This window comes from Chryseobacterium sp. W4I1, from assembly GCF_030816115.1.
GTDB lineage: Bacteria > Bacteroidota > Bacteroidia > Flavobacteriales > Weeksellaceae > Chryseobacterium.
On record NZ_JAUSXQ010000001.1, the window covers coordinates 2044842 to 2064979 of the forward strand.

The following is a 20138-nucleotide window of genomic DNA, read 5'->3' on the forward strand; positions in this document are numbered from 1 at the left end:
TCTTATTGAAAATTAACATAATAAAAAAAATTTGAAAATTATGAATTCCCGTAACTGTGAATAAAAAATTATATATACATTTACTGGACAATAAAAAAAATATTTATTATGAAAAATCTTAAAAAATTATCAAAAACTGATTTAAAAGCTATTAAAGGAGGTAGAGACTTTTGTCAGCCTGGAGCAGGTGACGTTTGCGCACAATACGGATTAGAATGTGGATTTTGGTACACTTATCAAAATGGTGTATTACAAGAGTCCCATAATGCGTGTATGTAATTAATTTGATATGAATGCTTAAAGACCTAAAGTATCTCTTTTTTTTTCTATTTTTATAATAACTTAATGTTTACTCATGAAACACTTATTATTTATCTTCATGTTTATATCGAATATAATATTAGCACAAAATATTACTTTCATTTATGAATTGAGATATAAGCCTAACCTAGAAAAAGAAATTAAAACAGAATATTATTATTTAGATGTCTTGGGAAGCCAATCTGCTTTTAGGTCAGAAAATGCCAGAGCTGCTGATTCCTTAATGCAGAAAAACGGATTTTGGCAGAGTCGCAAACCAACTTTTGATCATATATATTCCTTTAAAAATTTTATAAGCAATAAAGTATATAAAAGTGTCACCCATCCTGCAATGTATGATTTGTATTATGTTAATATTGAGGAAAAACTTGACTGGAAAATTTCTCCCGATAAAATGAAAATAGGAGAAATGGAATGTCAGAAAGCTTCTGTTCAATATGGTGGGCGAAATTGGATCGCTTGGTTTGATCCAAATAATCCAATTCATGATGGACCATATATTTTTCATGGACTTCCTGGATTAATTGTAAAATTAAACGATGATCAAGGTGATTTTGATTTTAACCTTATAAAAATTAAAAAGTCTGATAAAAACAATATGTTTTATCTTAGAAAGGGAAAAGAAATAAACTGGGATGCGTACATGAAATTACAAAGCGGCTATTATTCAGATCCATTTGCAGAAGTGAAGTCGAGGAATATAAAAACTAAAGTAGGAGATGAAAAAGGGAACCCAATAAATGTAAGCTTCAAAGAACTTACTGCAAGTATTCAGAAACAAATGAAAGACCAAAACAACCCTATTGAGCTAAATCATAAGATAGATTACAAATAAAGCACCAATTAAGGTGCTTTTATTTTTCACTGAGTTTGTTGAACAAGATCTTAAATTTTACAATGAAAAAATTGTTTTTTATTTTACTTTTTCTTTCCAATATTTTGTCGGCACAGCTTGTTTCGTTTGTTTACGAAATTAGGCATAGGCCAAATCCGGATAAAGAAATTTTTGAAACCAGCAATTATTATCTTGATATAATTGGAGGTCAATCTGCTTTCCGATCAGAGAAAGAGAGATATGCTGATTCATTAATGCTGAAAAATGGATATTGGGAAGGCGGGCCAAAAACTTCACTTAATCAGCTTTATATCATTAAAAACTTAATAAATAAGAGTATCAAAAAAAGTATAACAACTCTATCAATGCATGACTTATATAATATCAACGTAAATGATAAGCTGAGTTGGGAGGTTCTCCCCGAAAAAATGAAAATTGGAGATATGGAATGCCAGAAAGCCACAGTAAAGTATGGTGAAAGAAATTGGACAGCATGGTTTAGCCAAAATATACCCTTGCAAGAAGGGCCTTATATATTTCACGGATTACCAGGATTAATCATAAAAATTTCTGATGATAAAAACGATTATGATTTTAGTCTGATAAAGACATAAATGTTGATAAAAATAAAACATTTTATTTGAGAAAGGGAAAGGAAATAAGCTGGGAGACTTATGAAAAAATCCAACGAGATTATTATTCGGATCCATTTGCAGACATCAAGGCAAGAAATATAAAATATAAAGTAACTGATGAAAAAGGAAATCCAGTGGAAATAAATTTAAAACAGATGACGGAAAGTACTCAAAAACGAATAAGAGAAAATAATAACCCCGTAGAATTAGACCATAAAGTTGATTTTAAAAAGTAAATTTGTTCTGAAAGTATATACTAAAACAGAACGATTGAGATTTATGTTATTGTTATCAGGAAATCAGAAGAAATAATAGGACCGTTAAATATGGAATGATGTCAAAGCAAAATCTAAGAACTAAAAAGATGACCAATCGAGTAAAAAGCCAAACTACTTTTCTGGATTGAAATTTGATCTTGAAACGGCTTAATATTTAATTGAAAACCTTCTCTGTTAATTTGCAGATCATTCCGATTTCATATATCAAAGATATAAAACAAAAAAGAAGCAATAATTTATTGCTTCTTTTGTTCTAGTAGCGGGAACCGGACTCGAACCGATGACCTTCGGGTTATGAGCCCGACGAGCTACCTACTGCTCCATCCCGCGGTGTATCTTTAGAGTGCTTACCGAAAGCACTTAGCTTAGTAGCGGGAACCGGACTCGAACCGATGACCTTCGGGTTATGAGCCCGACGAGCTACCTACTGCTCCATCCCGCGGTATATTTTTAGAGTACTTACCGAAAGTACTTAGCTTAGTAGCGGGAACCGGACTCGAACCGATGACCTTCGGGTTATGAGCCCGACGAGCTACCTACTGCTCCATCCCGCGGTGTATCTTTAGAGTGCTTACCGAAAGCACTTAGCTTAGTAGCGGGAACCGGACTCGAACCGATGACCTTCGGGTTATGAGCCCGACGAGCTACCTACTGCTCCATCCCGCGATATTGTGAGTGCAAAGATACGGCTATTTTTTAAAAATCCTAATTTTTCTTTTAAATAAAGGACTTTTATGAAAACTATTTTATTATTTGTATCTTTGTTTTATGGCAAAAATACTGAAAATTTACCCTGACAATCCTCAGGAAAATCTTATAAATGAGGTTATTAAAACCTTAAAAAACGGCGGACTGATTATCTATCCTTCGGATACAATCTATGCCTTAGGATGTAATATTTTCGACATAAAAGCTATGGAAAAGCTGGCTCAGCTTAAAAAAGTTAAGCTGGAAAAGTCTCAATTCTCAATTATTTGTAATGATCTCAGCCATCTTTCGGATTTTACGAGACCTATAGACACTTCGGTGTTCAGATTTTTGAAAAGCCACCTTCCGGGACCGTTTACCTTTATTCTTGATGCCAACAAAAGCCTTCCTCTGGCTTATAAAAATCATAAAACTATTGGGATCCGTGTGCCTGACCATCCAATTCCGCAGCTAATTGTAGAAAAACTGGGTCACCCTATCGCTTCAACATCTATCAAGGATGATGATGAAATCATTGAATATTCTACTGATCCTGAACTGATCGCAGAAAAATACGATCATCTGGTAGATATTGTGATCGATTCCGGTTATGGTGATAATATAGCTTCTACTATTGTAGATCTTACTTCGGGAGAACCGGAAATTATCCGTCAGGGAAAAGGAATTATTTAAGATTAACAGCTGAGAGTTAATCGTTGAGGATATGAGTGTGAACGGAAAATATGCAGTAGGAATTCTTTTAACCTTTGTGCTTCTGGCTGCAGCAATGCTGTATGCTTTCCCTGTTATTTATTCCATTACGGGAATAAAAGCATTTACATCTCTTAATTTCTTTTATACAAGGATTGCACTCTGGACTGTTCTTCTTTTGGTTTTTCTATATAATTTTTGCATAGAGAAAAATGATTTCCTAATGTGGAAAGAGAAGAATTATCCTGTATTTTTCTATATAAAAGCAGTGATTGCAATGTATCTGATCTGTGCTTTCGGCAGTGCTTTCCTGAATTTAATTATACAGCTTTTAACTCAGGAAGGGATGAGCAGAAAACTGGTTCAGATTGCATCTGTTTTCAGGAATAATTATTTATTGATTATTTTTACCTGCTTTACGGCGGGTGCTGTGGAAGAGCTTCTGATGCGCGGATATGTTCAGCCAAGAATTGAAAAAATATATAATAACTCCTATCTGGGCATATTTGTTTCTGCTGCGTTATTTGGGATTCTCCACAGTACTTACGGAACAATTGGACAGGTAATTATCCCTTTCTTTATCGGAACCGTTTTTGCTTTGTTTTATAAAAAATATTCAAATATTAAGATTCTGATCATCTGTCACTTTATGTATGACTTTGTTTCGATGATGATTATGAATTTTATTGACATTAAACATTTATCTGTATTCTAACATTATGAAAATTATAACTTCTCCAGCGAAACTGATGAACGTTGAAAATTCAACAGACCTACTGAGATCCACCACTCCTAAATTCATCGAAGAAGCTGCATTTATACAGTCTTTTTTAAAGCATAAATCACCTAAATACCTTTCCGAGTTAATGGAAATTTCTCCCAAACTAGCCGATGAAAACTGGGAGAGAAATCAAAAATGGAAAGATAAGCCCACAGCAAAAGAGTCCGCTCCTGCAATGTTTGCTTTTACCGGTGAAGTATACAGAGGACTAGATGCTAAAACTCTTGATAAGAATGCCATCGATTATCTGCAGAAAAATTACAGGATGCTTTCGGGGCTTTACGGGCTGCTGAAACCATCTGACAAGGTGATGCTTTACAGATTGGAAATGGGACGTCATTTTGAATTTGATCAGTATAAGAATCTATATGAATTCTGGAGAGAAAAGATCACGGAACAGCTGAATTCTGAAATGAAAAAAGGCGAGGTCCTGCTTCATCTGGCCAGCAACGAGTACGGAAAAGTAATTGACAGGAAAAAACTAAATCATAAAGTGATAGATTTCGACTTTTATGAACTGAAAGAAGGGAAGCTTAAAACAATTGTAGTTTACACCAAACATGCTAGAGGTCTCATGGTCAGGTTCTGCGCAGAAACTAATGCAAAGACCTTAAATGACGTAAAGGTATTTAACTATGAAGGTTACTTGATTGATGAAGAAAAGTCTACAGATACAAAACTGGTTTTCACAAGATAAATGACAATATCAGCATTCAAAAAATATTTCAAAACAGAGCTTTCCGGATCTTATAGTGAATCGGAAAGCACGTTTTTATATTCTGTTTTTATACAGAAGATTGTAGGTCTCGATGCTTTTCATCAGAGAAAACTTTCTCATCAGGAACTTCTTATTGATGATGAAAAACAACTGACCCATGCAGTATCTGAATTAAAAACAGGCAGACCTTATCAGCAAATCCTTGGAGAAACGGAGTTTTACGGAATGGTATTTTTCGTGGATGAACATGTTTTGATTCCACGTCCTGAAACAGAAGAGCTTCTGGAGATGGCGATCCGTGAAATCCGGAGTTTAAATCCTGAAAAGAGAGGTTTAAAAATCCTGGATATCGGAACCGGAAGCGGAGTCATCCCTTTAGTGCTGAAAAAATATTTCCCCAATGCAGACATTTCATCCATTGATTTTTCTGAAAAAGCACTGAAAACGGCTAAAAGAAATGCTGAACATCATCAGCTGAATATCAATTTCATTCATGGTGATTATCTTAATTTAAAATTAAGTGAAAACTACGATATCATTATTTCTAATCCTCCTTACATTGGAATTGAAGAGGAAATTGAGATTGCTGATTCTGTGAAGGAATTTGAACCGAAAATGGCACTTTTCTCCCCTGTTCAGGATGCACTGATTTTTTACCGTAAAATTGCAGAAGATTCCAAAGATCATCTGAATGATAACGGCTTTTTATTTTTGGAAATCAATCAAAAGCTAGGCCCTGAAACTCTTGCATTGTACACTGAACATTTCTTCGAGGCTCAACTGATCAAGGATCTGTCAGAAAATGACCGTTTTATTTTTGGAAAGAAATAGATGATCATGGAAATTGTTACGCATCTTATCGATACCATTAAAATTGCTGAAGTTATCAGTGATGAAATGATCATCCATACTACTGAAGACAGCCTGGATCTTCTTGGAAATATTTATTATCAGGGCTTTGATAAGGTAATTATCTATGAAAAGAATATAACTCCTGAATTCTTTGATCTGAAAACAAAAATAGCCGGCGATATTCTGCAGAAGTTCTCCAATTACCGTGTAAGTCTTGCCATTGTGGGTGATTTTGAAAAATATGAAAGTAAAAGTATCCGGGATTTTATTTTTGAAAGCAATAACACAAAACATGTCAACTTCGTTAATACCCTGGAAGATGCTTTAAAAAGACTTGGAAACTGATAAGTTATTAATCTGCGAAAGGAAAATAGCATTCCTAAAATAAAAATTCGTTCATATTTAAAACCACAGATGACACGAATTTCCACAGATATTTGCACTAATAAAATATGCAGAGTCAGCTAAATCTTCGAGAGAATTATTCACAAAAAAGATTATATCTACTTACTGATCTTTTTTTTCCATTCAAAAAAGCGGATGGCCTCTTCAACAGCTTTATTTATTGACTGATATTTGACTCCCAATTCATCAGTAGATTTTTGGTTTGAATAAAAATTATGGATTCTCAGTGCTTTCATATTAGCAGAGCTGAGACTGGTTTTAATTTTTAATTTTCTCAGGCAATCACCGATAAAACCAAGTATAACCAGCACAGAATTGGGAATAGGAACCATAAAAGGGTTTTGTCTGGTTATGATATTTACTTTTTGAAAAAAATCTTTATAAGAAAGGTTTTCGTTGGCCAACAGGTATTTTTCTCCATTTCTTCCTCTTATCAAGAGCCTTCATTATACCTTCAGCGGCATCTTTAACGTGAACAAAATTTTTTCCGCCTTTAGGATAGAAAATCAGATGCTTTTTCCAAGCCCAGAAGATGATCTTTCCTGAACTCGGCTTACTGTCGTAAGCTCCTATCATAAAAGTAGGATTCACAATGATAACTTTTGTTTTCGTGTTCTGCCGAAGAAGGTAATTCTCTGTTTCCAGTTTGCTTTGTGCATAATAAGAATGAGTGAATGGGTAAAGCTGAGCCGTTGTTTCGTTTCCGAGTTCTTCTGAACTTCCATAGCCTAAAGTATTGGCTGTACTGACAAACAGAAACTTATCTGCTCCGGCCGCAGCAGCTTGCCCAAACAAATGAACTGTAGCATTATAATTGATCTTTTTATAATCTTCATAATGCAACAGATCCTGGCTGGTTTCTGCCGCTATATGAATAACTGCTTCCACATCCTGCAAATCTTTTGAAATATCAGAAAAAAGATCTCCTTCTATGAGTTTGAGGTTTTCATTTTCTTCACCCATCCAGCTGCTTTTCTTGCGCACCAGAGCAATAACAAAATAATCATATTGTAGTAATTTAATAATGGTGTTGGTACCTAGAAGCCCTGTAGCTCCGGTCACGAAAACTTTTTTCATGCTTCAATTTCTTTTTTTATGGCACTGGTCATCAGCGGCAGCTTGATCCATATCGGAAGGATCTTCATGAACAGCCAGCTGATGGGATTCACCATGATAACGGAATCTTTCCTGAAAAGTTGCCTGATGCAGTAGTCTGCTACTTTATTGGGATCCAGAAGGGTAAGCTTCCCCAAAAACCCTTGTTTTTCAATCCGTTTACAGACATCCATATTCGTTTTCATCGCACCGGGATTCACAACGCTTACAAACACATTGGTATCTTTCAGCTCTTCGTGAAGTCCTCTTGAGAAGGAATGAATAAATGTTTTGGAAGCGGGATATACTGTTTTGAAACCGATTGGTGAAAAAGCAGCCATACTGGAAACATTTAAAATGTAAGCTTTGGGTTGTCTTAAAAGATTGGGAAGTAGCTGATGGGTGATGAGTGAGGTTGCAGCAACATTCACCTGTAAAATGGTGTTGATATAAGCCGGTGATGCATCTACAAATTTTTTAGTTCCTCCCAGCCCTGCATTATTAATGAGAATATGAATGTCAAAGGACTGGTTTAGCCACTCTGTAAGTTTCATTACATTTTCATTCACGGAAAGGTCTACTTCATAGTAATGGGCTTTGATTGGATAGGTTTCCTCAAGCCGTTGAGCCAGTTCTTTTAAATACTGGCCCGGAAGACTTACCAGCACCACATTAATATTTTTACTTGCCAGGTTTTCAGCAAATGCTTTTCCCAGTCCCTGACTCGCTCCTGTGACTACTGCATATGATTCTTTCGTATTCATAAAAATAAATTTATGGTACAAAGCTATTCTGAAAGGGATCTTTAAATGTTCGGGATTATCTGAATGAACCTATTTTAAATTCAAAAAAATAAATATATAACTATTTGTAAAACAATAAATTAAACAAAACCGAACGTCAAACTTTATAAACCCGAACCATTTTTATACTCGGAAGGAGTCTGATCAGTGAGTTTTTTAAAGGTGGTGTTGAAAGAAGTCTTGGAATTGAACCCTGACTCGTAGGCAATTCCCAAAATTGATAATTTACTTTGAGGATCTTTGAGAAGTTTCTTTGCATAATGAATCCTGTATTCATTAATATACTGAAAAAAGTTCTTTTTAAATCCGGTATTGATTACATAGGAAAGATGATGGGTAGAAATAGCCAAGAGCTCGGAAAGGCGGATCAGATTAAGTTCACTATCAAGATAAGGTTTTTGTATTACCATAATCTCTTCCAGATGTTTTTTGATCTTTATTAATTCTTCGTCAGAAATCAGTTTCTTTTTTACTTCTTCCGTTTCAGGGTCTTCACTGATAGAAATTAATTCCTCAAGCTGTTTTTCTGCTACAGGATAAATTTCTTTTTGTTTTAAAGAATAATAGCCTACAAAATAAATGACCAGCAGAAAAGCTCCATTAATAAAGAAATTCAAGGCAGTGGAATCATAGGATAAATTGTAGACCAGATAGACAATATTGATGATAAAAATAATTATTGTGATATATTCGAGCCAGTTCAGATTAATACCTTCTGTATTGGCTGAAAACTGCTGGATCTTTTTTTTGTGCTTCCGAATAGTAAGGTATGAAAGTCCGGTATAAAATAAAGCCTGAAAAAGAATTAGACCAATAAAAACATAACTAAAAATATTATGGTCTTCAAAACCTCCGAAACGCTGCAGCATAATATTGATGCAAAAGATAAGAGGCAGTATCAGGTATTTGAGGTCTGAAATTTTGAATTTAAAGGAGGGGTTGGTATAGAATAGCACACTGAAATAGAACATGATCGGCGTGAGAAACTGGATCATCTGTACAACGATTATGGAATGAATCTCTACGGGACTGTCTTTTACCATGGTAAGAGCCTCATCCATCCAGAAACTCGACCATAAAAACAGGAATATCCCGAACCAAAAGTTGGCTTTTCTGTTTACCCTCAAGGGGTTGGATAGTTTCAGTAAAGAAAGCAAAACCAATGAACCATAAATTAATACAACGATGAAGCGGTTTAATTCTGATGTGTTCATTGGTTTTGATATTTTAAGTAAAGTTAGGTTTTATCCTATTCTTTTCCTGACAAAAATTTCGTAGCCCAGATAGATCAAAGGGAGGGACATAATTCCCAGATACAGCGCATTATGCATTGCCGTATCCGGAGCGGAAACAACAGCATAAATCAGTCCGAGAAAGGCTCCTCCAAGATGGGCGGCATGCCCGATATTATCATGTGGCCTGGGATTCAGCATCATGTATACAGAATATCCAAAATACAGAAGCCCAAAAAGATATCCGGGAACGGGAATCGGAATAAAAAAGATGTAAATGCCAATATCAGGAATCATCGCTATGGATGCAAACAATATCCCTGAAACGCCACCACTCGCTCCCACCGCAGAATACCAAGGCTGTTTCTGATAAATATACAATGAAAGGAAATTTCCTAACAGTATGGATCCAAGATATACGATCGCAAAGCCTATATTTCCAAAAGTCTGGATGACAATGGGTCCAAAGAAATACAAGGTCAGCATATTAAATACCAGGTGCATGATATCAGCATGCAGAAATCCTGCTGAAAGCAGACGGATGTACTCTTTTCTATGCAGGATTGCACCCACATTGAATTTATATTTTTCAGTAATACCAGGATTGTTGAATGCAACAAAGCTGATAATGGCTGTAATGATAATAAATAAGATAAGAATATTCATAAGTTTATTTCTTAATTTTCTGGTTCCCCGTTTTCAAACAGGTCTCCGATTACCGTTCGGTCATCATCTACAATGCCGTCTCCGGTTTCCGGTTCTTCATATACTTCCGGCTCTTCTTCTACAGGTTCAGGAACCGTAATATTGATGGCTTTTACTTTAAATTTTGTAAACTGGTTTCCTATTGCTTTTATTCCTTTTACCGTAATAAATTCATCAATATTAATGGTTTCAGGATCACGGTCTTTGCCTTTATCTTTAGCAAAAATAATCTCTGCCGAAGCATCATTAGCAACGATTACATTTTCAATGAATGATTTAGGATGTTCCGATGGCATAAAGGTCTGTACATTCACCGTATTTTCCAGCAGGAATCTCTTGATAAAATACATATCTTTTTCACCGTCGTAATAAATACAGGTTACGGGCTGTTGTGGTTTCCATTTCTCCAGAACCAAGTATTCATCATCAAACCGATTGCCCAGGTCAAAAGAAACCAACTTTACTTCACCATTCGTATTGATGGTAAGAATTCTGTCGTCCCCTTTAAAGTGCCCTAACAGGGTTCCTCTGCCATCGGCATTGAGTCTTCTTACTGTATCATCAAACCAGATTTTCCTTGGAGCCAGTGTAGAAACCCCTTCTTCTTTCATATCCACCTTTTTCACAGAGTATTTGGTCACCAGATTTCCTTTGGAATCTCTTCCTTTGATTGCCAGGTCAGAGAAATCGATTTCCATTTTATTTTTCCTGATTCTTGGATTCGGTTTTAGAAGAACGGTTACTGTTTCTGCTTCACCATTAGGATTGGCAGAGAAATAGAGTACTTCAGAACCTTTTTTATCAGAAGCTAAAGGATAATCTGTATTTCTTGTGACTGCCGTTACAGAAAAACGTTTCATGTAATAAGGTCCGTCCCTGCCCTCACGGTAGATCATATTGTAGACCGTTCTTTTGTCATTCTTCTTCCAGATGGCAACGCTCAGAAGATCTTTTCCGACGAATGTTTTGGCATCTACCTTAACCACTTTCATGGTGCCGTCTTTTCTGAAGATAATGATATCATCAATATCTGAACAGTCAAACAGGTACTGGTCTTTTTTCAGCGATGTTCCGATAAAACCTTCTTCAAAATTGGCATAGAACTTTTCATTGGCTACCGCTACTTTCGTTGCATCAATGGTATCAAAAATCCTAAGCTCAGTCTTTCTCTGTTTGTCTTTTCCGTATTTCTTCTGAATGTTTAAATAATAATCAATCGCATAAGCAATCAAGTTGGCAAGGTTGTGTTTTACCTGCTCTATTTTGCCTTCAAGAGAGGCTATATTTTCTTTAAATTTATCTAAATCGAATCTTGAAATTCTCTTGATCCTGATCTCTGTAAGTTTGAGAATATCCTCTTCCGTTACTGCTCTTAAAAGGTGTCCGGTATGAGGTTTCAAACCTTTATCAATGGTTTTCAGTACTTCTTCCCAGCTCTTCACCTCTTCAATATCGTGATAAATCCTGTTTTCGATAAAAATTCTTTCCAGTGAGGAGAAATGCCAGTTTTCCTGAAGCTCTTTAAGTTCTATTTCCAGTTCTTTTTTAAGCAGGGAAACAGTATGTTCCGTATTCATTTTCAGAATATCTGAAACATTCATGAACATTGGTTTATCTCCTACAATGACACATGCATTTGGCGAAATTGTCACCTGGCAGTCTGTGAATGCATACAATGCATCAATGGTTTTGTCCGGGGATACATCGTTATGGAGATGAACAAGGATTTCTACCTTATCGGAAGTATTATCCTCTATCTTTTTGATCTTGATCTTTCCTCTTTCATTGGCCTTCAGGATAGAATCGATGAGGTCGCTGGTTGTTTTTGAGAAAGGAAGTTCAGAGATCACCAACAGGTGTTTGTCGGTATGGGTAATTTTAGCTCTTGCCCTTACTTTACCTCCTCTTTGACCGTCATTATATTCGGAAACATCCAGATATCCAGCGGTCATAAAGTCTGGAAACAGCTCAAACTTCTTTCCCTTTAAATGAGCAACAGACGCATTGATCAGTTCATTAAAATTATGGGGAAGAATTTTTGTAGAAAGCCCTACTCCAATTCCTTCCACACCTTGTGCCAGAAGCAACGGAAATTTTACAGGAAGATCAATAGGTTCGTTATTTCTTCCATCGTAGGATTTGGCCCATTCCGTAGTTTTTGGATTAAATACCACTTCCAATGCAAAAGGGGTCAGTCTGGCTTCAATATACCTTGCCGCCGCCGCTGAATCACCGGTATAGATATTTCCCCAGTTTCCCTGGGTATCTATCAGGAGTTCTTTTTGCCCGATCTGTACCATGGCATCCGTAATAGAAGCATCTCCGTGAGGGTGATACTTCATGGTATTTCCTACAATATTGGCTACTTTGTTGTAACGGCCATCCTCCAGCTCCCGCATAGAGTGCATGATCCTTCTCTGAACAGGCTTAAGCCCATCATAGACGGAAGGAATCGCTCTATCCAGAATTACATAGGAAGCATAGTCCAGAAACCAGTCTTTATAAAGTCCCGAGACTTTTTTCAAGCTCTCCCCTTCGTGCGAGTTTTCTTCTGTCGTCATCTGTTATTAATCGTTTTTCTCTTTATTAGCTTTCACTACTTTATTCAGAGAGAGTTTTAAATCATTTACTTCTTTTCCGGTCAAATAAGATATTTCATATTTGAGGATGATGGAACTGTTGTTTTTGCTTGAGAGGGTAATGTATAGTCTTTTGATAAAGAAAATACTTACAATCTCGTATTTTATCAGTTTGTATTTTGGAAATTCATCATGAAGAGGCCTATCCAAAAAGGGAATAATGTTCCTGTTTTTAAAATTCAAAGCTTCTCCATCACTGTCATATTCAAAAATCTGTCTCCCATTCAGATGAAAAACCACCAGCATTATAGTGGGAACAATAAGCAGCAAGTAGCCGGCTTTTCCTACAGCATGAAATCTGTATTCGTTCAGTAAAAATGCAGTAATCCCAAATATAACCATCATCAAAAGAATGGTGTGCAAAAAGTTATAAACTGATGCTTTGTTGCGGTTACTAAGTCTCATTTATGAGGTATATTATGTGTATTAGTTTAGTTTTCTTTAACCTGCAGCTTCATCCAAAATTTCTTTTTTATCAATATCCGTATCTTCTACTACCAGATTTTCAAGAATAAACACCTGCCTGTCCGGTGTATTTTTACCCATATAAAATTCCAGCAGCTGATCTATGGTTTGGTCTTTACCAATGACCACAGGTTCCAGACGGATATCTTTACCTATAAAATGCTTAAATTCGTCTGGGGAAATCTCTCCAAGTCCTTTGAATCGGGTAATCTCCGGGTTTTTTCCAAGTTCGTTCAGAGCTTTTATTCTTTCTGTTTCGGTATAGCAGTATCTTGTTTCTTTTTTATTTCTTACCCTGAACAATGGGGTCTGAAGGATATAAAGATGTCCATTCTTAATCAGATCAGGGAAAAACTGAAGAAAGAATGTGATCATTAATAAACGGATGTGCATCCCATCCACATCGGCATCGGTAGATATAATGACCTGATTGTATCTTAAGTCTTCCAGGCTTTCCTCAATGTTCAGAGCAGCCTGAAGAAGATTGAATTCCTCATTCTCATAGACTACCTTTTTGGTCAGTCCATAGCAGTTCAGAGGCTTACCCTTCAGTGAAAATACAGCTTGAGTTTCTACGTCTCTGGATTTTGTGATGGATCCGGATGCAGAATCTCCCTCCGTAATGAAGATCTGGGTTTCCCCTTTTCTTTCATTTTTCTGGTCGTTATAATGCTGTCTGCAGTCACGCAGCTTTTTATTATGCAGGGACACTTTTTTGGCTCTTTCTCTTGCCAGCTTCTGAATTCCTGAAAGTTCTTTTCTTTCTCTTTCAGAGATAAGGATCTTTCTCTGGATGGCTTCAGCAATTTCAGGGTTTCTATGAAGGAAATTATCCAGCTTGCTTTTTAGAAAATCGATGATAAAAGTCCTTACAGTTGGGCCGTTCGGACCCATATCGTTGGATCCAAGCTTTGTTTTGGTCTGGGATTCAAATACGGGTTCTTCTACATTGATAGAAATCGCTGCAATGATAGATTTCCTGATGTCTGACGCATCAAAGTTTTTATTAAAAAATTCACGGATCGTTTTCACATATGCTTCACGGAAGGCATTAAGGTGTGTTCCACCCTGTGTGGTATTCTGTCCGTTCACAAATGAGAAATAGGTTTCTGTCTGCGATTTATCAGAATGCGTGATCGCCAATTCTATATCATTGTCTTTCAAGTGAATGATGGAGTACAGAATTTCGTTCTCCATTTCTTCTTCCAAAAGGTCTTTAAGTCCGTTTTCAGAGTAATAGGTCTCGCCGTTGAAGATTATTTTCAGTCCGGGATTCAGATACGCATAGTTGCGCAGCATTTTTTCTATGTATTCTTTTCGGTATTTGAAATGAAGGAAAATTTCTCCATCGGGTACAAAGGAAATCTCAGTACCATTTCGGTCTGAGGTATCTTTTTCTTCATAATTTTCAGTAATCAGTCCTCTGGAAAATTCCGCCATCTTCATTTTACCTTCACGGAAGGATCTTACGCGGAAATACTCTGAAAGTGCATTAACGGCTTTGGTACCTACCCCATTCAGTCCTACAGATTTCTTAAAGGCCTTACTGTCGTATTTACCACCGGTATTCATTTTGGAAACGGCATCTACTACCTTTCCAAGGGGAATTCCTCGGCCAAAGTCACGGATGCTCACTTTACCGTCATCCACTTTTATTTCAATTCTTTTTCCTGATTTCATCCTGAACTCATCAATAGAGTTGTCAAGAATTTCTTTCAGCAGGATATAAATACCGTCGTCAGCAGAGGAGCCATCGCCGAGCTTCCCGATATACATTCCGGGGCGCAGACGAATGTGTTCCTGCCAGTCGAGGGTTCTGATATTATCTTCGGAGTAGATTGGATTTATTTCTTGTGACATATATGATTTCAGCAAACATACAAAAGTACGAAATTGTACAAAATTATCCGAATTTTTTCGATTCCTTTTTTTTCAATATTCAACCTTAAAGGTTGTGTTATTATTAATCAAATGATATATTTACCATATTATTCAATATGATGTGAAAAAAATAATTCTATTTGGTTTATTTTGTACTTTCTTATTTTTTCCTTCAGCATTTTTTACACAAATCCCAGGGATCGTAAACTATAGTGAAGAGAATGGTCTCGGCAGCTCATATACCTATACCGTGACCCAGGATCCTGCAGGTTTTATATGGATAGGAAGCGACAACGGAATGTTTCGGTTCGATGGAAAGGAATTTAAGCAGTTCAGTAGCAAAAACGGTCTGAAAAATATTGAAGTTTTATCCTGTTTGCCCCTGCCTAACGGGGAAATCTTTGTTGCTCCTTTTCTGAATGATTTTGCCTATTTAAAAAAAGGACGCATCATCAACTCTGATGTCAACAGCGAACTCAAAAAAATGCAGTTCACCCATAATCCGGACTTTTGCATTTATGATGGTGCACTATATATATATTCCAGTTATAACCCCACAAACATTTATGTCTTTAAAAATGAAAAAATAAGTACGATCCCTTTACCTTCCAATTACAAATCAGAAGCTTATCATGCTTTCGGACTTGACATGACGGATAAAGTCCTGTACTATAAAAATCAGGGCAGAAATGAGAATATTTATGCGTATGACCTTACCACTAAAAAGAAAATCTTTTGTAATATTTCAATCAACAGGTATACAACTATTTTGAGGAAAGACAACATTTTTGTTTTCAAAAACGGCAGGTCCATAGAAGTTTACCAGCTTTACAATAAATTTTATTTTAAAAAAATCAAAAGCTTTACAGCACAGGAAGATGTTTTAAAAGCGATTATAGATGAGCATTTCCGGCTCTGGCTTTGTCTGTCAGAAGGCGGTGTGCTTTACTTCAAAGGATCATTACTGGACGAAAGCACCCTTTCTGCCCCCGTAAAAATGATGGACAATCAGGTCATTCATAATATTCTGGCTGACAAAGACAATAATGTTTGGTTTTCTACCCGGAACAATGGTATATTCTTCATTGCAGATCGGTTTTTCCAAAGTTATATTCAACTTCCCATTAAAAATAGTTCAGATTATATCACGGCAATTGCTAAAAATGACCGTTCTGTTTTTCTGGGCTATAATGAGTCTAAAGGTGGCATTTACCGGAACGGAAAGGTAACAGATCTTGTCCTTGAAAAAAATATTAAAATGGAGCATCAGGCTATATTTTCTGATGGAAATACTGTTTTATTCGGACTTACAACCTCTCTCTTCCAATACAATAAAAATATTTGCGAGAAACAGTTTCATACCGATTTCGTTCTGAAGAATATTGTACCGTATAAATCAGGATCTGTTCTTCTCTGCACGTCAACTGGACTTATTGAATATAATTACCAAAACAAAAGCTATGCAGGAAAACTCAGCAAAGAAAGGGTTTACACAGCTCTATCTTATGCAAAGGACAGCCTTTTCGCAGGAACCTTTAAAGATCTCTATAAACTGAATACAATTACCAAAAAGAAAACTTTGTTTCTAGAAGGATATTATTTTACAGATATTAAGAAACTCACAAATGATTTATATGTTGGAGCTACCAATCTCAATGGAATTATACTTTTTGATAACTCTAAAATTCTCAGAAAAATCAGTGAAAATGTTGGCTTAGCTACCAGCCAGATCAAAAAAATTGAAATAGAAAACAAGAATACCTTCTGGGCAAGTACCAATTACGGACTCAGCAGGATAGAGCTTCAGGGATCGGATATAAAAATCAATAATTTTACACAAACAGATGGTCTGCCATCCAATTCAGTAACCGGCTGCGTATTATCCGGTGACACTATCTTTGTAGCAACTTCAAAAGGTTTGGGAGTTCTTTCTATTAAAAATCTGATGAGTCAGAAGAAGTTTATCAACAAAAAGGTGATAATTAATTCGGTGGTGATTGGGAGCAGAGAAATTTTTGATATTAGTGAACCGTTAGCAGGACAGAAACCGGATAATGACATTGCATTCAATGTAAGTTTTCCTGATTTTACATCACAGGGTAAGATAAGCTACCGCTATACAATTGAAGGCCTTAGTAATGGCTGGCAAACTACGGGTTCTCAAAAGATCATTTTTTATTCTTTACCACCCGGCAAGTATGTATTCAAGGTATTTGGTATCGGATACAACGGAAAGCGATCGTATGCTTCTACAGAACTTCATTTTGAGATCCATCCAAAATTCTGGCAAACCTGGTGGTTCAGGATGATGATGATTAGTCTGGGTGCAGCAGCCCTCTTTATCCTTATCACCTTCTATTTTCAGAAAAAAAGAAATAAAAAGCTGGAAACTCTGTATTATGAAAAAAAGATTGCAGAATTGGAGCTGCAGGCTATCAAAGCTCAGATCAACCCTCATTTTATATACAACTGCCTCAATTCCATCCAGTTTCTACTTTACAAAAAGAATTATCTGGAAACGGAAAATTATCTGGAAATATTTGCTCAAATGATCAGGAAAACGCTTCATTATTCTGAAAAAACATTTATGCCGATCAAAGAGGAAATAGAATACCTTTCCTTATATCTGAATATGGAAAAGCTCAGATTGAAAGACTTGTTTGAATATGAAATCAGCCTATCTGAAAAGGTGAATGAAAATTGGGTTGTTCCTTCACTATTAATTCAGCCTTTTGTAGAAAATGCTATAAAACATGGAATTGCAGGCTTAAAAGACAGGAAAGGCAAAATAAATGTATCATTTGACTATACCGGATCATCACTCTCTGTTATCATTGAAGACAATGGTATAGGCATAGGCAGCAAGAAGCCGGCAAATGCTGACTCGTTTGGAGTAAAATTATCTCAGAAAAGAATTGAAACATTTAGACAGCTTTTTGAGACTCATATCATATTGGAGATTTATGATCTTTCTGAAAAGGAACAAAGATCAGGAACTCAGATCAAACTTTATATAAAACCTTATGAAAACGAAAATACAAGCATGCATCATTGATGACGAGCAGGACGGAAGAGATTATATTGCTCTCCTTCTGGAAAACGAGTTTCCTGAAATCCAAACAGCATTTCAGGTATCGAGCGTGGAGGAAGGTTATATTTATCTTTCCAAAAACTCTCCGGACATTATTTTTCTGGATGTACAGCTGAAAGACGGGACTGCCTTTGATCTCCTCTCGAAATTCCGAAATATAGATTCCCAGATTATTTTTATTACAGCATTTGAAAATTTTGCAATTCAGGCTATTAAAAACGGAGCAGCAGATTACTTACTGAAACCAATCAAAAAGATAGATTTTATCATTGCGGTCAATAAGGCACTGGACAATATCAGAAAAAGCAAAAATATTCCCGGTAATTCTCATGAGAACAAGATCAGTCTTCCTACCCTGCAAGGATTCAAATTAACCAACATCAATGATATTATCCGCTGTGAAGCCGATTCGAGCTACACAACCTTTTACCTTGCTGATAAAAGTAAAATCATTGTTTCTAAAACTTTACATGAATTTGAAGAACAGCTTACCAAATATAATTTTTTCAGGATCCATCATAAACATCTGATCAATCTTTTTCATCTTAAGGAATATATCAAAGGTAAAGGTGGGCAGGTAATCATGGCAGACCATTCTGTATTGGATGTTTCTGTGCGTAAAAAAAATGATTTTCTATCTAAAATTGAAAATTTAGAGTAAATGGATTATGAAGTAATAAATTGTAACATCATTTAATAACTTTCGTCACAAACAACATTCGAAGACATTTCGTTTACTGCTACAATTGTTTTTTACATCATTCAAATGCTCAATCTCTTTTCAGCATTTTCTTCTTAACGTGTTCTATAGTTTGTCATTCTACAACAAGCATGTTCTCTATTTAAATACTATCCGGATTTTAAATTACCGGCTATTCTGTGTCTGATTGATTGAAATTCAATTCTTCCCTGCTATTCTTTGTTGAAAAATGTATTAAAAATACAGTTAAAGAGCATTAATTCACACTTATTAGCCGATACATATCGTTTACTAATTCACCATAACGTGATGTTACAATTTCTGATACATTTATTACATCAAATTTTAATGTTATCATGAGATATAAATTCGTTCAAAATAATAATTTACTTAACAAACCTCTAAAAATTATCATATGAAACTTAAAAAAATTACAGTGTTAGCAATGTCCTGTATTCTCATAGCTCTATCAGGCTGTAGAGAAAACAGTGATGAACCTGAAGAAATGGCTGCTGCCGGTAAGGGTAACAATCTCTCTACATTCAGTCGTAATAATACACCGCCTTACACTCCCGAATTAAGAGTGGAATTTGAAAAAGAAGGAATTGATATCGATAAAATACAGGTCGACTACTTCTTAGACGGACAGCAGGTTGACCCGATCGACAATATTGAAGATAAATTTCCTGTAGCCTCTCTTGTTAAAAACCCAAGTAATCATTCAGCATTGATTACCGTAAGGACTTTTTCCAATGAAGAAAAATACCTGGAATATGGAGATCAGAATAATCTTAAATTCCGGGAATCCAAAGCTTTTGATGCTGCTATCCAGAAATATGCTGTAGAAAATGGGTTGATCCAGTTAGAAGCGTCGGGAATGGAACTGCCAGACTCTTATTATGCGTTTGAAAAACAGCAGTATGAAACATATTTCGGAGCTGTTAATCCTGGATGGCTTCAGGTATACGATGACATTGTTCCATATGGCACCAATAAATATATTATGTCTCCTTTTATGCCTTCCCTATCACCGCCATGGCCTTTTTCAGGCTGGAATAATAAAATAGGTTGTTATAAAAGACTGCACATTTATACGGTAGAACACCTGTATGACAAAACATTTTTCCGTAACCGTTTAGTGTCATTATCCGGATGGGGAACTTCTACAGTTATCTTCTGGGGGATTCTTGGATATTGCAATAACAAAGTAGAATCAATACGAATGTTTTAAAATCAAACTAATAAAATACAAATGCAAGGATGGCCTTATTTATGGCCGTCTTTTTTTATGGAATTTCTGCTTC

19 protein-coding genes and 4 tRNA genes are annotated in these 20138 nt (G+C 35.9%); 12 read left to right on the top strand and 11 right to left on the bottom strand.

Annotation, left to right across the window (positions count from 1 at the left end):
• The first annotated feature begins 108 nt into the window (after positions 1–108).
• The 4 genes from QF044_RS09540 (at position 109) to QF044_RS09555 (ending at position 2027) form a co-directional block, all read left to right on the top strand.
• Positions 109–279, top strand: coding sequence for a hypothetical protein (locus QF044_RS09540; RefSeq protein ID WP_307266217.1), 171 nt, complete (start codon positions 109–111; stop codon positions 277–279).
• A 76-nt stretch (positions 280–355) separates the two neighbouring features.
• Positions 356–1156 carry a GLPGLI family protein gene (locus QF044_RS09545; RefSeq protein WP_307266220.1) on the top strand — a complete coding sequence of 267 codons (801 nt, stop codon included), beginning with the start codon at positions 356–358 and terminating at the stop codon, positions 1154–1156.
• Between the two features lie 62 nt (positions 1157–1218).
• Positions 1219–1770, top strand: coding sequence for a GLPGLI family protein (locus tag QF044_RS09550; RefSeq protein WP_307266222.1), 552 nt, complete (start codon positions 1219–1221; stop codon positions 1768–1770).
• Positions 1771–1796: 26 nt separating this feature from the next.
• Positions 1797–2027: a hypothetical protein gene (locus QF044_RS09555; protein ID WP_307266223.1), complete on the top strand. Its 231-nt coding sequence runs from the start codon at positions 1797–1799 to the stop codon at positions 2025–2027.
• Between the two features lie 299 nt (positions 2028–2326).
• Here QF044_RS09555 and QF044_RS09560 read toward each other — a convergent pair.
• The 4 genes from QF044_RS09560 to QF044_RS09575 all read right to left on the bottom strand — a co-directional run bounded on the left by QF044_RS09560 (position 2327) and on the right by QF044_RS09575 (position 2735).
• A tRNA-Met gene (locus QF044_RS09560) sits at positions 2327–2399 on the bottom strand.
• 39 nt (positions 2400–2438) lie between these two features.
• Positions 2439–2511, bottom strand: a tRNA-Met gene (locus QF044_RS09565).
• 39 nt (positions 2512–2550) lie between these two features.
• A tRNA-Met gene (locus QF044_RS09570) sits at positions 2551–2623 on the bottom strand.
• Positions 2624–2662: 39 nt separating this feature from the next.
• Positions 2663–2735 (bottom strand) — tRNA-Met (locus QF044_RS09575).
• Between the two features lie 102 nt (positions 2736–2837).
• Here QF044_RS09575 and QF044_RS09580 point away from each other — a divergent pair.
• Genes QF044_RS09580 through QF044_RS09600 form a run of 5 tightly spaced genes read left to right on the top strand, consistent with a single transcriptional unit; the run spans position 2838 to position 6163 of the window.
• Entirely contained in the window at positions 2838–3449 is a 612-nt protein-coding gene (locus tag QF044_RS09580; RefSeq protein WP_307266226.1) for an L-threonylcarbamoyladenylate synthase, read from the top strand.
• A gap of 31 nt (positions 3450–3480) precedes the next feature.
• A complete protein-coding gene (locus tag QF044_RS09585; protein WP_307266229.1) occupies positions 3481–4182 on the top strand; it encodes a CPBP family intramembrane glutamic endopeptidase in 702 nt (233 codons plus the stop codon).
• Positions 4183–4186: 4 nt separating this feature from the next.
• On the top strand, positions 4187–4945 hold the full coding sequence (yaaA, locus tag QF044_RS09590; RefSeq protein WP_307266232.1) for a peroxide stress protein YaaA: 759 nt from the start codon (positions 4187–4189) through the stop codon (positions 4943–4945).
• Positions 4946–5797, top strand: a complete 852-nt coding sequence (prmC, locus tag QF044_RS09595; RefSeq protein ID WP_307266234.1) for a peptide chain release factor N(5)-glutamine methyltransferase — start codon at positions 4946–4948, stop codon at positions 5795–5797.
• Between the two features lie 6 nt (positions 5798–5803).
• Complete coding sequence (locus tag QF044_RS09600) at positions 5804–6163, top strand: DUF4180 domain-containing protein (RefSeq protein WP_307266236.1); 360 nt, start codon at positions 5804–5806, stop codon at positions 6161–6163.
• A 438-nt stretch (positions 6164–6601) separates the two neighbouring features.
• Here QF044_RS09600 and QF044_RS09605 read toward each other — a convergent pair whose 3' ends face one another.
• The 7 genes from QF044_RS09605 to QF044_RS09635 all read right to left on the bottom strand — a co-directional run bounded on the left by QF044_RS09605 (position 6602) and on the right by QF044_RS09635 (position 15022).
• The gene (locus QF044_RS09605) at positions 6602–7300 is read right to left on the bottom strand and encodes an NAD-dependent epimerase/dehydratase family protein (RefSeq protein ID WP_307266237.1); all 699 of its coding nucleotides are present in this window, start codon (positions 7298–7300) and stop codon (positions 6602–6604) included.
• On the bottom strand, positions 7297–8082 hold the full coding sequence (locus QF044_RS09610; RefSeq protein ID WP_307266240.1) for an SDR family oxidoreductase: 786 nt from the start codon (positions 8080–8082) through the stop codon (positions 7297–7299). Before QF044_RS09610 ends, QF044_RS09605 begins: the two co-directional genes overlap by 4 nt.
• Before the next feature lie 143 nt (positions 8083–8225).
• Entirely contained in the window at positions 8226–9335 is a 1110-nt protein-coding gene (locus QF044_RS09615; protein WP_307266243.1) for an AraC family transcriptional regulator, read from the bottom strand.
• Between the two features lie 30 nt (positions 9336–9365).
• On the bottom strand, positions 9366–10019 hold the full coding sequence (locus tag QF044_RS09620; protein WP_307266246.1) for a rhomboid family intramembrane serine protease: 654 nt from the start codon (positions 10017–10019) through the stop codon (positions 9366–9368).
• 11 nt (positions 10020–10030) lie between these two features.
• Positions 10031–12619: a DNA gyrase/topoisomerase IV subunit A gene (locus tag QF044_RS09625; RefSeq protein WP_307266248.1), complete on the bottom strand. Its 2589-nt coding sequence runs from the start codon at positions 12617–12619 to the stop codon at positions 10031–10033.
• Between the two features lie 6 nt (positions 12620–12625).
• Positions 12626–13042, bottom strand: coding sequence for a hypothetical protein (locus QF044_RS09630; protein ID WP_307266250.1), 417 nt, complete (start codon positions 13040–13042; stop codon positions 12626–12628).
• Between the two features lie 96 nt (positions 13043–13138).
• Entirely contained in the window at positions 13139–15022 is a 1884-nt protein-coding gene (locus QF044_RS09635) for a DNA topoisomerase IV subunit B (RefSeq protein ID WP_307266252.1), read from the bottom strand.
• Between the two features lie 142 nt (positions 15023–15164).
• On the opposite strand from QF044_RS09635, the gene QF044_RS09640 reads away from it, so the two are divergent.
• The 3 genes from QF044_RS09640 to QF044_RS09650 all read left to right on the top strand — a co-directional run bounded on the left by QF044_RS09640 (position 15165) and on the right by QF044_RS09650 (position 20065).
• On the top strand, positions 15165–18098 hold the full coding sequence (locus tag QF044_RS09640; protein ID WP_307266254.1) for a histidine kinase: 2934 nt from the start codon (positions 15165–15167) through the stop codon (positions 18096–18098).
• Positions 18067–18795, top strand: a complete 729-nt coding sequence (locus QF044_RS09645) for a LytTR family DNA-binding domain-containing protein (protein WP_307266257.1) — start codon at positions 18067–18069, stop codon at positions 18793–18795. Before QF044_RS09640 ends, QF044_RS09645 begins: the two co-directional genes overlap by 32 nt.
• A 454-nt stretch (positions 18796–19249) precedes the next feature.
• Positions 19250–20065: a hypothetical protein gene (locus QF044_RS09650; RefSeq protein WP_307266260.1), complete on the top strand. Its 816-nt coding sequence runs from the start codon at positions 19250–19252 to the stop codon at positions 20063–20065.
• Positions 20066–20138: the final 73 nt, after the last annotated feature.

Bases quoted from the DNA above. Each gene is read 5' to 3' on its own strand.
- QF044_RS09540 (WP_307266217.1), top strand. From the start codon at position 109: ATGAAAAATCTTAAAAAATTATCAAAAACTGATTTAAAAGCTATTAAA.
- QF044_RS09545 (WP_307266220.1), top strand. From the start codon at position 356: ATGAAACACTTATTATTTATCTTCATGTTTATATCGAATATAATATTA.
- QF044_RS09550 (WP_307266222.1), top strand. From the start codon at position 1,219: ATGAAAAAATTGTTTTTTATTTTACTTTTTCTTTCCAATATTTTGTCG.
- QF044_RS09580 (WP_307266226.1), top strand. From the start codon at position 2,838: ATGGCAAAAATACTGAAAATTTACCCTGACAATCCTCAGGAAAATCTT.
- QF044_RS09585 (WP_307266229.1), top strand. From the start codon at position 3,481: ATGAGTGTGAACGGAAAATATGCAGTAGGAATTCTTTTAACCTTTGTG.
- yaaA (WP_307266232.1), top strand. From the start codon at position 4,187: ATGAAAATTATAACTTCTCCAGCGAAACTGATGAACGTTGAAAATTCA.
- prmC (WP_307266234.1), top strand. From the start codon at position 4,946: ATGACAATATCAGCATTCAAAAAATATTTCAAAACAGAGCTTTCCGGA.
- QF044_RS09600 (WP_307266236.1), top strand. From the start codon at position 5,804: ATGGAAATTGTTACGCATCTTATCGATACCATTAAAATTGCTGAAGTT.
- QF044_RS09605 (WP_307266237.1), bottom strand. From the start codon at position 7,300: ATGAAAAAAGTTTTCGTGACCGGAGCTACAGGGCTTCTAGGTACCAAC.
- QF044_RS09610 (WP_307266240.1), bottom strand. From the start codon at position 8,082: ATGAATACGAAAGAATCATATGCAGTAGTCACAGGAGCGAGTCAGGGA.
- QF044_RS09615 (WP_307266243.1), bottom strand. From the start codon at position 9,335: ATGAACACATCAGAATTAAACCGCTTCATCGTTGTATTAATTTATGGT.
- QF044_RS09620 (WP_307266246.1), bottom strand. From the start codon at position 10,019: ATGAATATTCTTATCTTATTTATTATCATTACAGCCATTATCAGCTTT.
- QF044_RS09625 (WP_307266248.1), bottom strand. From the start codon at position 12,619: ATGACGACAGAAGAAAACTCGCACGAAGGGGAGAGCTTGAAAAAAGTC.
- QF044_RS09630 (WP_307266250.1), bottom strand. From the start codon at position 13,042: ATGATGGTTATATTTGGGATTACTGCATTTTTACTGAACGAATACAGA.
- QF044_RS09635 (WP_307266252.1), bottom strand. From the start codon at position 15,022: ATGTCACAAGAAATAAATCCAATCTACTCCGAAGATAATATCAGAACC.
- QF044_RS09645 (WP_307266257.1), top strand. From the start codon at position 18,067: ATGAAAACGAAAATACAAGCATGCATCATTGATGACGAGCAGGACGGA.
- QF044_RS09650 (WP_307266260.1), top strand. From the start codon at position 19,250: ATGAAACTTAAAAAAATTACAGTGTTAGCAATGTCCTGTATTCTCATA.